Annotated in this window: 10 protein-coding genes; 2 read left to right on the top strand and 8 right to left on the bottom strand. The window is 30.6% G+C overall.

The annotated features are described in order from the left end of the window. Positions 1 to 16 precede the first annotated feature (16 nt). Positions 17 to 1,642 carry a Na/Pi cotransporter family protein gene (locus ABDZ93_RS14675; protein ID WP_425544793.1) on the top strand — a complete coding sequence of 542 codons (1,626 nt, stop codon included), beginning with the start codon at positions 17 to 19 and terminating at the stop codon, positions 1,640 to 1,642. A gap of 151 nt (positions 1,643 to 1,793) precedes the next feature. Here ABDZ93_RS14675 and ABDZ93_RS14680 read toward each other — a convergent pair whose 3' ends face one another. Next, entirely contained in the window at positions 1,794 to 2,645 is an 852-nt protein-coding gene (locus ABDZ93_RS14680; RefSeq protein ID WP_343827197.1) for a YjjW family glycine radical enzyme activase, read from the bottom strand. Between the two features lie 99 nt (positions 2,646 to 2,744). After that, positions 2,745 to 4,253 (bottom strand): YjjI family glycine radical enzyme, encoded by a 1,509-nt coding sequence (locus ABDZ93_RS14685; RefSeq protein WP_343827198.1) that lies wholly within the window; start codon positions 4,251 to 4,253, stop codon positions 2,745 to 2,747. A 358-nt stretch (positions 4,254 to 4,611) separates the two neighbouring features. On the opposite strand from ABDZ93_RS14685, the gene ABDZ93_RS14690 reads away from it, so the two are divergent. Continuing rightward, positions 4,612 to 5,106 (top strand): metallophosphoesterase family protein, encoded by a 495-nt coding sequence (locus tag ABDZ93_RS14690; protein WP_343827199.1) that lies wholly within the window; start codon positions 4,612 to 4,614, stop codon positions 5,104 to 5,106. Between the two features lie 110 nt (positions 5,107 to 5,216). On the opposite strand, the gene ABDZ93_RS14695 is transcribed toward ABDZ93_RS14690, so the two are convergent. The 6 genes from ABDZ93_RS14695 to ABDZ93_RS14720 all read right to left on the bottom strand — a co-directional run bounded on the left by ABDZ93_RS14695 (position 5,217) and on the right by ABDZ93_RS14720 (position 13,443). Beyond that, positions 5,217 to 6,197, bottom strand: a complete 981-nt coding sequence (locus ABDZ93_RS14695; RefSeq protein ID WP_343827200.1) for a biotin--[acetyl-CoA-carboxylase] ligase — start codon at positions 6,195 to 6,197, stop codon at positions 5,217 to 5,219. A gap of 25 nt (positions 6,198 to 6,222) precedes the next feature. After that, the gene (locus ABDZ93_RS14700) at positions 6,223 to 6,888 is read right to left on the bottom strand and encodes an HD domain-containing protein (protein WP_343827201.1); all 666 of its coding nucleotides are present in this window, start codon (positions 6,886 to 6,888) and stop codon (positions 6,223 to 6,225) included. Between the two features lie 272 nt (positions 6,889 to 7,160). Further along, positions 7,161 to 8,666, bottom strand: a complete 1,506-nt coding sequence (locus ABDZ93_RS14705) for a VanW family protein (RefSeq protein WP_343827202.1) — start codon at positions 8,664 to 8,666, stop codon at positions 7,161 to 7,163. A 156-nt stretch (positions 8,667 to 8,822) separates the two neighbouring features. Then, positions 8,823 to 10,196 (bottom strand): VanW family protein, encoded by a 1,374-nt coding sequence (locus ABDZ93_RS14710; protein WP_343827203.1) that lies wholly within the window; start codon positions 10,194 to 10,196, stop codon positions 8,823 to 8,825. Positions 10,197 to 10,500: 304 nt separating this feature from the next. Continuing rightward, complete coding sequence (locus tag ABDZ93_RS14715; RefSeq protein ID WP_343827204.1) at positions 10,501 to 11,679, bottom strand: acetyl-CoA C-acetyltransferase; 1,179 nt, start codon at positions 11,677 to 11,679, stop codon at positions 10,501 to 10,503. Between the two features lie 405 nt (positions 11,680 to 12,084). Then, complete coding sequence (locus tag ABDZ93_RS14720; protein WP_343827205.1) at positions 12,085 to 13,443, bottom strand: sigma-54 interaction domain-containing protein; 1,359 nt, start codon at positions 13,441 to 13,443, stop codon at positions 12,085 to 12,087. Positions 13,444 to 13,546: the final 103 nt, after the last annotated feature.

A 13,546-nucleotide genomic window follows, 5' to 3' on the forward strand; every position in this document is an offset into this window, starting at 1 on the left:
GTGGAGGTTAATTATGTTGAAAACGTTAACTTTACTTATTAATCTTTTTGGCGGAATCGGATTATTTCTTTATGGTATGAAAATCATGGGGGATGGTCTTGAAAATCTAGCTGGAGAAAAACTAAAGGGTATTTTTGATAAGATTACGTCAAATCCACTTAAAGGAGTATTAACTGGAACTATAGTTACAGGAATAATTCAAAGTAGTAGTGCTGTTACCGTTATGATAGTTGGATTTGTAAATGCAGGTCTTATGAACTTATTCCAAGCCGCCTATGTAATTATGGGAGCAAACATTGGAACAACAGTTACTGCTCAGCTCATAACCTTTGACTTTAGTGCAATTACACCAGTATTTATTGCCGGTGGTGCTATTTTAGTACTATTTAGTAAAAATAAAAAACTTAATGAAGGTGGTAGTATAGCCCTTGGCTTTGGTGTACTTTTTCTAGGTCTTACTTTAATGTCTGATGCCATGACACCATTAAGAGATTCTCAGATATTTACACAACTTATATTAAGCTTAAAAGGTAAAACAATTTTAGGCCTTTTATTAGGACTATGTATAACAGCAATAATTCAAAGTTCTTCTGCTGTTACCGGAATCCTTGTTGCTCTAGCTTCTGTTGGAAGTCTTCCAATTGATGTTGCTATCCCTATTCTTTATGGTACAAACATAGGTACTTGCGTAACAGCCTTACTATCCTGTGTTGGAACCTCAAGAACAGCTAAGAAAGCAGCTTTGATTCACTTATTCTTCAATATAATTGGTAGTATTATATTTATAATTCCTCCAATTTCAAACTTACTATTAACTACTGTTACCACCCTTACTCCAGGAGTTAGTGGTGAAGTGGTAGCTAAGCAAATTGCTAATGCTCATACAGTATTTAATATAATAAATACTATACTACTATTACCTTTCACTAAATACTTAGTAGGTTTAGTTAACTTTATATTACCTGGCGATGATGAAGAGGAAGTTGCTGGAGTTAAATATATAGATGATAGATTATTAGAAACCCCTACAATAGCTTTTGGACAATGTACAAATGAGATTGTCAGAATGGGAAATTTAGCAAAAGAAAACCTAGAAATAGCCTTAAGGGGATTTAATGAAGGCAATCTAGATGTTATAAATACAGTATATAAAAATGAATCCCTAATAAATATTCTTGAAACTGATATAACCCGATATTTAGTTAAACTATCCAATTCTGATATAGGCGATGAACAAAGAGCAATTTTAGCTTCTTACTTTCATGTAGTAAACGACATAGAACGTATAGGTGATCATGCTGAAAATATTGCGGATTGGGCCATGGAAAAAGCTTCAAAAAATATTGATTTATCAAGTGCTGCTATGGACGAACTTAATCTAATGTCCAAATTATGTATAAGCTCATTGGAGTATAGTCTAGATTGTTTTTCTCACTATACTATGGAAAAAGCTATGTCTGTTAGATCTATAGAAGGTGAAATAGATTCCTTAGAAAAGAGCTTAAAATCTTCTCATATTAGAAGATTAAACACTGGTATATGCAGTGCTACAGTAGGTGCTATGTTCTTAGATATTATTAGTAACCTTGAAAGGATTGGCGATCATGCTGTTAACATCGCTGAAATTCTTTCAGAACTATAATATCTCCCTAAAATAAATTTATAAACATTTTTAAAGCTACAATTCAATTAATTTGAATTGTAGCTTTACCCTTTTTCGTAATAGGTTAATTATTCTATTAAACATTTTACCCGTAGAATCAATGAAGTTTTTCCCTCTATAAATATTCTCACTATACTATGATAGTATTTGCGCATCCATTGGCTTTAGCTATAACCTCTAACTCTTTCATATAATCATTAGTAGGTACTGTGGTTTGAAGCAATTCTTTTCTAACTCCCATAGGCCTATATTTAATTAGCTTATATTGAATATTAGGGTTAATTTCAGCTAATAGCTTACTTCCCATGTCAACAGTATACTTATTATTAAGAACTCCTGGTACTACTACTGTTCTAATTTCATATATTTTATCAAGTTTTCCTAACTCTCTTATATTCTTTATTACTGTTTCATTAGTCATCCCTGTTAGCATCTTATTTTCTTCTGAAGCAAAGGCTTTTAAATCTATCATGGTCTTATCTGTAACTTCTAAGAGTTCTTTATCTTTATATATAGGAGTAGAGCCATTAGTGTCTATAAAGGTTGTTAATCCAAGACTTTTAACCTGGGTAAAGAGCTCCTTTAAGAAGTCTCTTTGAAGGGTACACTCTCCTCCTGAAACTGTTATTCCTGAAATAAAGTACTTTACCTTCTCAATTTTCTTTAGTAGTTCTGAGGCAGTTATTTTAGTTATCTTAGGGCTACTATTTTTCTTACAAGTAGCAACACAAGCGTCACAGTTAACGCATTTATCAATATTATACTCAACCTTACTATCTACCATAGATAGGGCTCCATATTCACAAGCTGGCACACATTCACCACAATTAACACATCTATTTATAGTTTCTGGGTTATGACAATAAAGGCAATTATAATTACATCCTTGAAGAAATATAGCCATTCTATTGCCTTCCCCATCTACATTACTAAAAGGTATTATTTTATTAACATAACCTATAGTTTCTTGTTTACTATTCATACTTCTTCCTCCAGTATTGATATATTTTCATTCCCTGATAACATAGTAGCCGCTCCAATACTATAAGCTTTTGCTAAAATTGTATCGAAGCGGCCTCTATTATAAATTCTGTTTATCAGAACTTCTTAATTTTCTCTCAAGAATCTTGGAGTTTTTAACAGCTCCATATCCAAGGGCTACTGTATCTTGAAGTACTTGCTCTCCTCTATCTAAAGCTTCTATATCAGAACGCTTAACAAGATATCCTGTAATTCTTATAACATCGCAATCATCACAGTACAAGGAGAAATATCTCATGTTTAATGCAAAGGCACCTTTAATTATATCTAAAATTGACTTTGGATTCTTCTTAGCCATTTCATCAAATTTAAATATATCACCTATTCCAGATGGGAAGTATTTGTGGAATACTGCACTTTGAATTAAGTGATCTGGTAATGATGGCTCTTCTCCTATTGGAATTCTACAACCTGGACTTGTTTCAGTATCAGAATCAATCCCAACTTGAGCATGGAGTAAATAATGATTATCTGTAACTTCACAATATTTATTTTCATGGACATTAACCATGTTATACATTTTATTTATAATAGCTTCACCTAGCTTGTTAGCTCTTTCACCATATCCAAATCTATCTTTTTGCTCTGTTTCTCCTAGAAGAGTATTTACACATTCTGCAAGGCCAACTAATCCAAACATAGCAGTAAATCTATCTCTTGATAATAAACCTTCTCTTACAAGGAAGCTTGATTCAAAGAAATTACTTTCTTCAACTATAAATTTAACTCTCTTATCCATATAATCAAGCATTGCTTCCACAGCATCTGGTAATATAGTGTTTAAGAAGTGCTCTTCATTGTATGCCATTTTAGCTAGTTTTGAAAGTAACATTCTTACTAGTGTATAACTTCCACCACCAAGATTAAGTCCGTTGTAGCAACTAACTATCCCATATTTTTCTCCTAATTCTGAGCTAAACATTTCATGGTTAGCAAAGCTTGGCTTAGCACAGGTAAGAGCTGTTTTTATTGCTTCAACTGCAAATTCATCACTAGTTTCCTTTGAGTATTTTAAAGTTATATTAGGAGTAGCATTTTGAAGTTCTCTCTCTACTTCTAGAATTATCCTTCCTGCTTTAGTATCCTTTGGTCCAATATTAGCATGACAGAATGAATCAGTTATAGTTCTATCTATATGCTTTAAGAAAAACTTAATTGCTTTATATGCTTCTTTCTCATCTTCTATATATGGATCTAAAAGAGTATCAATATTACCTACATATACTGGGAAAGATGTAACTGATGGTACGTGCTTATATAGAATAAGTAAATTATTTACTGCATCCCATATATCCTCTGCAGGAGTTAGGTTTAAAAACTGGCTCCCATTTTTCATAAATTTTTCATAGTCAGGTACAATGTATCTAGGTCTATATGGTGCATTACCTTCATTAAGGTCACAAATAACACCTGCATTTTCATACATTTTTGTTTTGTCAGATTTATTTAATACATCTAAACTATTTTCTGACTCCCTAGCTAAATTTAAAACTTTCATTTCATAAGTTAAAGTCTTGTCCTTAATAATATTCATTATACTATCTTTCATTTTATCACTCCTATGACATTTTGAAATTAAGTAAATATTATTATGTTATTCCTGCTTAACTATATCCATAAATTAAATATAATTAAGCCATACTTTATTACAATAATGCAATGTTTATAATAAATTTATCTTAATTATAGTATACTCGAATTTAAGAGTTTTTTCTACTATTTAATGAATAATAGTTATTGATTGCATTAACTTTTTAAATAACACTTTAATTTTATCAGTATTTTCAACTTATTTAGTTTTTCTAAAGAAAGTGTAATTTAACTTTTTAAATTTAAATTACACAAATAAATTTTTATGCTTATACTAATAATGTATATATATTTTTTATGTGGAGGTGAAACTTAAAATGAAGATTGGAATTATTTCTGATACCCATATGAATAAACATTATTCAAAGCTAAAACATATACTAGACGACAAATTAAAAGATGTAGATTTAATAATTCATGCAGGAGACTATACCTCCCCTGAAGTAATCTCCATGATTAAGGAAAAGTCAGAATTTATAGGTGTTTATGGAAATAATGATAAATCAAATTTAAGAAGTTTAGTTCCTGAAAAGCACATACTTACTTTAGAAGGCTATAAAATTGGTATTTGTCATGGTGATGGTACTAAAAAGCAAACCATAGATAACGTAGCTGAGACTTTTAAAAAAGATAAGCTTGATATAATAATATATGGTCACAGCCATAAACCTTGTATTTTTACTAAAGGAAAAACTATGTATTTAAATCCTGGCTCTTCTACTAGTAAAAGAAAAGAGCCTTGGTTTTCTTATATCATTCTAGAGCTTAATAAAAATTGTCCTATATCAGCTTCAGTAAACTTTTTTAAATAGCTATAAAATTTATTATTCCATAAAATATAAGGATTGAGCTGATAAACACAGACTTCAATCCTTTTAATTTCTATATTAAAATAAATATTTCACACTATGATTCTATTAGTTTAAACATATCCATAGATTCCTCTTACAGATACTTCTCCTGATATTACTCTGTTAACAGTACCATCTTTATGCTTTACTATTAACTCTCCATCATCATCAATATCTATTACAGTGCATATAACTTCATCATTTCCATTTATTACTCTTACTTCTTTATTTATAAGTATTGAGCCTTCTCTACAAATCCCTATAACTCTACTTATATCTCCTGTGTTTTTAAAGTCTTCATAAAAGTCTTCTAAATTATTTAATATATTAGCTACAAGTCTCTTTCTATCTACTTCATTTCCTAATTCATTTTTAAGGGATGTAGCTTTTTCCTTTAATTCTTCTGGAAAGGACTCCATATTAACATTTATACCAATTCCCATGATAACATAATTTACTCTTTCTATTTCTGCATTCATTTCAGTTAATATACCACATATCTTTTTACCGTTAATCACTATATCATTAGGCCACTTTATTCCTACAGAAATCCCCATATCCTTTAGAGCAGTATAAACTGCTGCTGCACCAATTAGAGTAGCTCTAGGGGCTATCATAGGCGATATATTAGGTTTTAATACTATGGACATCCATATACCTGTTCCTTTAGGTGAAACCCAACTTCTCCCAAGTCTTCCTTTACCACTAGTTTGTTCTTCTGCGGTTATCACCATTCCTTCTATAGGATTATTACTACACTCTTTTCTACACTGAACATTAGTAGAGTCTACTTCATCATAATGAATGAAGCTTCTCCCCATATACTTAGTTATAAGAAAAGGCAAAATTTCTTCACCATCTATAATGTCTGGAGTACTTACCAGTTTGTATCCTCTATTAGAAATTGATTCTATAACATATCCCGATTCCTTTAAATTTTTAATATGCTTCCAAATTCCGGCTCTAGTAATTCCTAATTCTTCACTAAGCCTTTCTCCCGAAATGTATTCATCCTTACTCTTTCTAAGTATACTCAATATCTTCTTCTTCATTAATTACTTACCTTCCTAAGCTATCTTATTTCTCAGGCAAATTATATGTGTCTGCCATTCTTTTTCTCTTATCAATATAATTTTGGCACCTTTCTAAGAAAATTTCAATATTTCTCTCTTCTTTTCTTACTTCATCTTCTGTCTTTGGCCCTCTCCCTAATCTATCACATATTCCAAGGAGTCCTATATCCTCAATGTATCCACTTTTTACAACTCTATTAAGGTCTGCAAACTCATTATTTTTTACAACGAAAAGAATCTGCATATGTAACCTTACTAGATTTACTACATAATCATAAAATTCCTTATCTTCATCAAGGTTTAAATGGGTTAAAAATTCTTCTACCATTTTTCCTCCAACTTTATCATGGTCATAGGCAGTGATCCAACCTCTTCTTAACTTTGTAGTAGTTAATTTACCTATGTCATGTAAAAAAGCAGCCCACATAAATCCCCTTGGTTCTTTACTCCTATCTCTTCTTTTAGCAGCTTCATCTATGACCATCATAGTATGAATCCAAACATTACCTTCTGGATGATGTTTAGGATTTTGATCCACATCCTTTAACTTTAAAACTAAGTTATAGGGATATATATCTGGATAACCATTATTTTTAACCAAATTATTGAAATATATGGATGGTCTTTCATCTTCTAAAAGATGCTTTGTAAATTCTTCAAAATAATTCATTTAGCTTTTCTCCTTTCTTTTCAAACCTATATAATTAATATTATTTACACATATAATACTTCCTATTAATATAGGTCATGAAATCTTTTCTTATGCTATAAAACACAATATATTTAAAATAACATTATCTTGCACCCAATTTTTTAAATTCAGCTGAATATTTACTATGATAAAATACCCTACAGTATAGACGAATATCTTGTCTATATATAGGGTATTGATTATTCAAGAATAAATATCTTTAATTTTTCTTTCATTTCTTTATCGTAATTTTAGTTACCTGCAGGTTTATCTGCTGGCTTTTCAGCAGGTTTATCTGCCGGCTTTTCTGCCGGTTTTGTAACAGGTTTTTCTGCTACTTTTTTAGTACCCCTTTTTATTATTTTTGGTAGTGGTACATAAGTATCAGTATTCATAAGTTCTGTTGAAACTACATTACCATTCTCATAAGTAGTTCTATATGCCTTAACCTTATATCCCTGAGATCCATTTTGAGTAACCTTTTCTGTTCCTACTGGTAAGTTTGGATCATCCTCATATTTTACTGTTACAGGAATTGTCTCGAAGGTTTCTGAGCTAAAGCTATAGGTTTTTCCACCCTTAGCTGCAGAGTTAGAATATATATTAAAAGTTACATTTCCACCACCAGCATATCCTTCAATATATATTGGATACTTGTACGGATTTGTAAATACATAATCTATTCCTCCATAAGCAATAGTTGCATCAAGCCCTAATGGAACATATCCCACTGACATGTTATGATTTAACCTCTCATCTGGAAGTATTCCTGAGTCTAATACAGCATTATGAAGAGTTGAGGATACCTGGCAAATACCACCGCCATATCCAATCTCAACCTTATCCCCTACATAAACGCCTCCTGGTTGATACCCTTTATCTGCTGTAGTATCACCAACTGTAGTATTAAAACTAAAACTTTCTCCTGGCATTAATACTATACCATTTACAGTTTGAGCTCCTAAAGATATATTCGTACTTCTGCTCCAATCTGAACTTCCAAAACTAGTAGTTTTAGTTCCAATTCTAGTGTCAATAGTTGATAATTTTTCCTTAGTTTTAGTAGGTGCCTCATCTTTTATCATTGCAGTTACTTCTATGTTTCCTGATTTAGTTTCCGATACCTTAGCATTTATATCATTAACCAACGCTTGTACATCTAAAGTCTTTCCAACTACTTCTTCAGTAACATTAAATCCTGAGCCTGATTTTTCTATAGTAGCATCCTTCTTAGCAACATTAATTTCACTTTCCATTTGCTTAGCAACAGTATTTATAATTTCGTTATTATAGGTAAATGTTATTGGAAAGTCTTTTTTATCAGAACTCTTTATTGCTTTAAACTTGTCTAGATATCCAAGATCTCTATTATATTTAAAGGCTTCATTTACAGTTTCATCTATATTAAACTCCACATGTAAGTCAGTGTAGTTAATAGCATACTCCTTATCTCCAGCTTTAATTTTAATATTTCGGTTACCAATTTCGTCGTTATATTTACTATTTAGTTCTTGTACTACTTGGTCCTTAGCTTTACCACCTACATCTATTCCTTCAATCTGCACACCTGGCATAATTAAATTCTCATATTTTGATACAGTTGTATTGATGTATGCTGTTGTCCCTATAAATACTAAAAGAACTATAGTTATTACGGAAGAAATTGCTATGATCTTAGCTTTCATATTAGATTTTTTAGCATCTGGGGCTGGTGAAAGCTTTGATCCATTATCGCCCTTCTCTAGATTCATATCCATAGTAACATTCCTTTCATTTTACAATTAAAAATCGATTTAACATATAAATTATATCATATGTTAATTATATTTTCATTACGATTTCATTACATAATTGCTTGCTATTGTAAAATCTTATTATTAATATTCTATACATGCAATTCCTTCCCTATACCTCTACCCATTTCTTCTAATAATCTTATTTATAGGCTTATATATCTCATCACATATTACCTCTTCTTTTACTTCCTTTTTATTTTCTAAGGTTTTTCTATAAACCTTTACCTTATAACCCTTACTACCTAGATTCTCAACTTTCTCCTCACCTTCATCTAAGGTTATATCCTTTTTATATTCTATCTTTTGAGGGATTTCTTCATATACTTTACTAATTATTTCATACTTTTTATTAGCTAATTCTTTATAGGAATATATATTAAATATTATTTTATTATTTTCTACTATAGCATCAATATAAATTGGATATGGTAAAGTGTTTTCAAACTTATAATCTACTAAATTATAATAAATAGTTGCATCCATGCCTTTATCAACATATCCTACTGGCATAGAATGATGAGTTATCTCTGTGGGCAGTATTCCAGCCCTTACTATTGCATTATGAAGAGTTGTAGATACCTGACATATACCTCCACCTAATTCAGATTGAAGCTTATTATCTTTTATAACTGGTACCTCTACATACCCTTTTTCTTTCGTACTCTCCCCTACTAGTTTATTAAAGCTATATTCTTCATCTGGCATTAAAACTATGCCACTCGCTGCTGCAGTTGCTACTTTAATGTTGGTAGCTATTACATCATCTAGAAAGTTTGTACTAAAACTAGATATTATTGTATTGATCCTTTGCAAGTCTTTAGTATTTATATTTGGCTCTTCTATACTAATAGGTAATTCGAGAGTAACATCACCTTTATTGTTCTCAGTATTACTTTTTACAACTTCTTCAACCTGAGAAATAAAATCTTTTCTATTTATTTCTTCTTTTGAAGAACTTTCACTAACTTTTAGTTTTCCATCTTCTTTGATTATAGTTGCATTTCTAACTTCCTTGCTAAAAGTTTTCTCAATTTCATCCAACAAAGAATCTACAGCTTTTATATTATAGCTATACTCAATATCAAAATCTACTTTCTTAGGATTTTTTATCGACTTATAACCTTCCCTTATAGATAAATCCTTTCCATGATTTAAAGCTTCTATAATAGTTTCCTGTAAGTTGCTTTTTATACTTAAGCTATCATAATCAATTTTATATTCTTTATCTTTCACCTTTATCTTAATATCATTATTAATAAGTTCTTTAGTTTTTTCATTTAAAAGCTTTATAGCTTCATCCTTAGTTTTTCCTCCAATTTCAATTCCTTCTACAAAAACTTGAGGATAAATTTTATCTTCATAGCTACTTACGGTACGCTTCATATATCCATAATAAAATAAAAGATATACCACTATAAAAACAATTATTAATGCAATAATAATTAAAAAAATATTTTTATTATCTTTTCTTTTTTGCTTTCTTTTTCCCATATAAAATTCTCCTCCCATGGTATTTAAATTAGCTTGTGTAGTATTTCATGAAATATTCTAGTCAAAATAAAAAATCAGCTCATTGTAAAGTTACAATGAACTGATTTTTTTATTTATACTAAAAAAGTTATAGCTAATTAATAATTCTCTTTCTCGCTTTGCTCGTAAGTACACTCCTTCTTGCATGCGTTCGAAATGTTAAATCAAAGATTTTCTTTTCTCGCTTTGCTCGCAAGGATACTCCTTCTTACATGCGTTCGAATGAGTAAGTTCCACTAACCAAATCATAGATTTGGAGTGTCACTTATCTTTCTACTACTATTGCGATTCCTTGTCCGCCACCTATGCATAGTGTAGCAAGACCTTTTTTATCATCTCTCTTAATCATTTCGTAGATAAGAGTAGTTAATATTCTAGCTCCAGATGCTCCAACTGGGTGTCCAATAGCTATTGCTCCACCATTTACATTTACTTTGTTCATGTCAAATTTTAAATCTTTAGCTACTGCTAATGATTGTGCAGCAAAGGCTTCGTTTGCTTCTATTAAGTCTAAATCTTCAACTGTTAATCCAGCTTTAGATAAAGCTTTGCTTGTAGCTTCGAATGGTCCATATCCCATTATTTGTGGATCAAGACCTGCTGATGCGTAAGATTTTATAGTTGCAAGATAGCTAACTCCTAATTGTTCAGCTTTTTCTTTAGACATAACTATGAACATAGCAGCTCCATCATTTATTCCTGAAGCGTTACCTGCAGTAACTGTTCCACCTTTTTTGAAAGCTGGCTTAAGTTTTCCTAATTTCTCTATTGTTGAACCAAATTTAGGGAATTCATCTGTATCAAATACAATTGGATCTCCTTTTCTTTGTGGTATTTCAACTGGTACTATTTCATCTTTAAATCTTCCTTCTTTTACAGCTTTTTCAGCTTTTAATTGGCTACTTAAAGCAAATTCATCTTGCATTTCTCTTGTAAGACTCCATTTTTCAGCTATATTTTCTGCAGTAACTCCCATGTGATAATCATAGAATGCATCCCAAAGACCATCTTTAATCATAGTATCAACCATTGTTGAATCGCCCATTCTTTGTCCCCATCTAGATGTTGGTAATACATATGGTGCATTACTCATTGATTCTGTTCCACCACAAAGGATTACGTCTGCATCTCCTGATTTTATTGCTTGAGCTGCAAGTGTTACAGCTTTTATTCCTGAACCACAAACTTTATTAATACTAATTGCTGTAGATTCTTCTTTTAAACCAGCCTTTAAAGCTACTTGTCTTCCAACATTTTGTCCAAGTCCAGCGCTTATAACATTACCTATAATAGCTTCATCTATAATAGCTGGATCTATTCCTGCTCTTTTTATTGCTTCTTTTGCAGCTACAGCACCAATTTCTGCTGCTGATAATTTTGATAATGAACCTCCAAATGATCCTACTGCTGTTCTAGCAGCACTTACAATAACAACTTCTTTCATATTAACTCCATCCTTTTCTTTAAATAATTTATTGTGTTAGATACTATTTTATCCCTTGTTTATATATCTACACTTGTTTATATATCTACATAGGGTTACTAAGTCTATGTTTATTACGCTTATTTATATAGCAGTTTCCATGCCAACTTCTACAACCCCCTAAATATCTAGTTTCTAGTTAATTGATGAAAATAAAACTGTAAACTCGAGTTTACAGTTTTTCCTTAAACAAATCTTTGTTAATATTATAACTTTAATGTTAAATAAATCACCTAAAGCAAAATCAATAATTAGCAGTTTTTTTTCATCATTTATTAATACATTAAATCTAATTAAAGGGTTAATTATCCAAAATGTTACACACATGTAAACTTAGTTTACATGTGTGCTTTAGTTTACACTATTTTAAAGTTCCATATTAAATCTATTAATCTTCTTGTAAAGACCTTGCCTACTAATACCCAAAACCTTAGCAGTTTCATTCTTATTCCCATTAAGTTTCTCTAAAGTTTCCATAATTACCTGCTTTTCTACTTCATCTACTATGTCTTTAAGTTGCTTATTTTCATAATCAATCTTTCTTTTATTACAATCTAATATCTTCGCTGGTAAATGCTCTGGTAAAATTTTAAGCTCTGTATTAAGTAAATTTATTGCTCTTTCAATAACATTTTCTAATTCCCTAACGTTACCCGGCCAGTTATAACATTTAAGATAATCTAAAGTTTCTTCTGTTATTCCTTCACTATATATTCCATATTTATTACATAGCTTAACTCTTAAGGCCTCTGCTAATGGTCCTACATCTTCAATTCTTTCTCTTAATGCTGGAAGTTTGACATGCATAACATTTAATCTATAATATAAATCTTGTCTAAACTTACCATCTTGAGTTAGCTGTAATAAGTTTTTATTTGTAGATGCTATAATCCTTACATCTATCTTCTTTACATCATTACTACCTACTCTTACAATTTCTCTATCTTGAAGAACTCTTAGCAATTTTACCTGCATAAAAAGAGGCATATCTCCTATTTCATCTAAAAGAATAGTTCCTCCATCTGCAAGCTCAAACTTACCTTTCATTCCAGTTTTCTTTGCTCCTGTAAATGCCCCTTCTTCATAACCAAACATTTCTGATTCAAATAGCTCTGTCGGTATAGCTCCACAGTTTATTTTAACAAAAGGCTTCCTTGCTCTTTTACTACTATTGTGTATAGACTGTGCAACTAATTCTTTTCCTGTACCACTCTCACCTGTAATTAATACAGATGAATCGCCCCTTGCAATCTTCTCTGCAAATTTTATAGCTGCTAAGAAACTAGAGCTATTTCCAATAATTTTATCAAAGGTATAGGTTGCTTTATTCTCAACAGTAAGTTCATTTTTATAAAACTGAACTTCTTTTTCTAAATGAGATATTTTACTACTTAAAATTTTAAAATTATCTATATCCTTAAACATAACTCTACCTATAGCACCTCTAATTTTCCCATTTATTACTATAGGAACTCTCATAGATATCATTTTATGTTCATTAACCTCTTGTATATCTCCAACTTCTTTAAATCCATTTTTAGCTATAAGATGTAATTTTGTATTAGGTATAACCTTAGTTACATGCTTACCCTCTGGTTCTTTACATCCCAAAAACTTCTTATATCCATCTGTCATCATTGTGATAATTCCATCTTCATTAACCACTACAATGTATTCATTTAAACTATTAAATGCAAAATTGAGTATTTCTTCATCAACCCTCATATATTTTCCCTCCTAAATAAAATACATTATTTTAAGTTTCCATATACCAAGTAAAATTATACCATTTCATAGATATATTTTTAGTGGTTTTTTCTCTTTTTAT

The sequence above is a fragment of the Clostridium subterminale genome (assembly GCF_039521425.1).
GTDB lineage: Bacteria > Bacillota > Clostridia > Clostridiales > Clostridiaceae > Clostridium_J > Clostridium_J subterminale.

Coding starts and splice junctions, on each gene's coding strand:
- ABDZ93_RS14680 (WP_343827197.1), bottom strand. CDS start 2,645: ATGAATAGTAAACAAGAAACTATAGGTTATGTTAATAAAATAATACCT.
- ABDZ93_RS14685 (WP_343827198.1), bottom strand. CDS start 4,253: ATGAAAGATAGTATAATGAATATTATTAAGGACAAGACTTTAACTTAT.
- ABDZ93_RS14690 (WP_343827199.1), top strand. CDS start 4,612: ATGAAGATTGGAATTATTTCTGATACCCATATGAATAAACATTATTCA.
- ABDZ93_RS14695 (WP_343827200.1), bottom strand. CDS start 6,197: ATGAAGAAGAAGATATTGAGTATACTTAGAAAGAGTAAGGATGAATAC.
- ABDZ93_RS14700 (WP_343827201.1), bottom strand. CDS start 6,888: ATGAATTATTTTGAAGAATTTACAAAGCATCTTTTAGAAGATGAAAGA.
- ABDZ93_RS14705 (WP_343827202.1), bottom strand. CDS start 8,666: ATGGATATGAATCTAGAGAAGGGCGATAATGGATCAAAGCTTTCACCA.
- ABDZ93_RS14710 (WP_343827203.1), bottom strand. CDS start 10,196: ATGGGAAAAAGAAAGCAAAAAAGAAAAGATAATAAAAATATTTTTTTA.
- ABDZ93_RS14715 (WP_343827204.1), bottom strand. CDS start 11,679: ATGAAAGAAGTTGTTATTGTAAGTGCTGCTAGAACAGCAGTAGGATCA.
- ABDZ93_RS14720 (WP_343827205.1), bottom strand. CDS start 13,443: ATGAGGGTTGATGAAGAAATACTCAATTTTGCATTTAATAGTTTAAAT.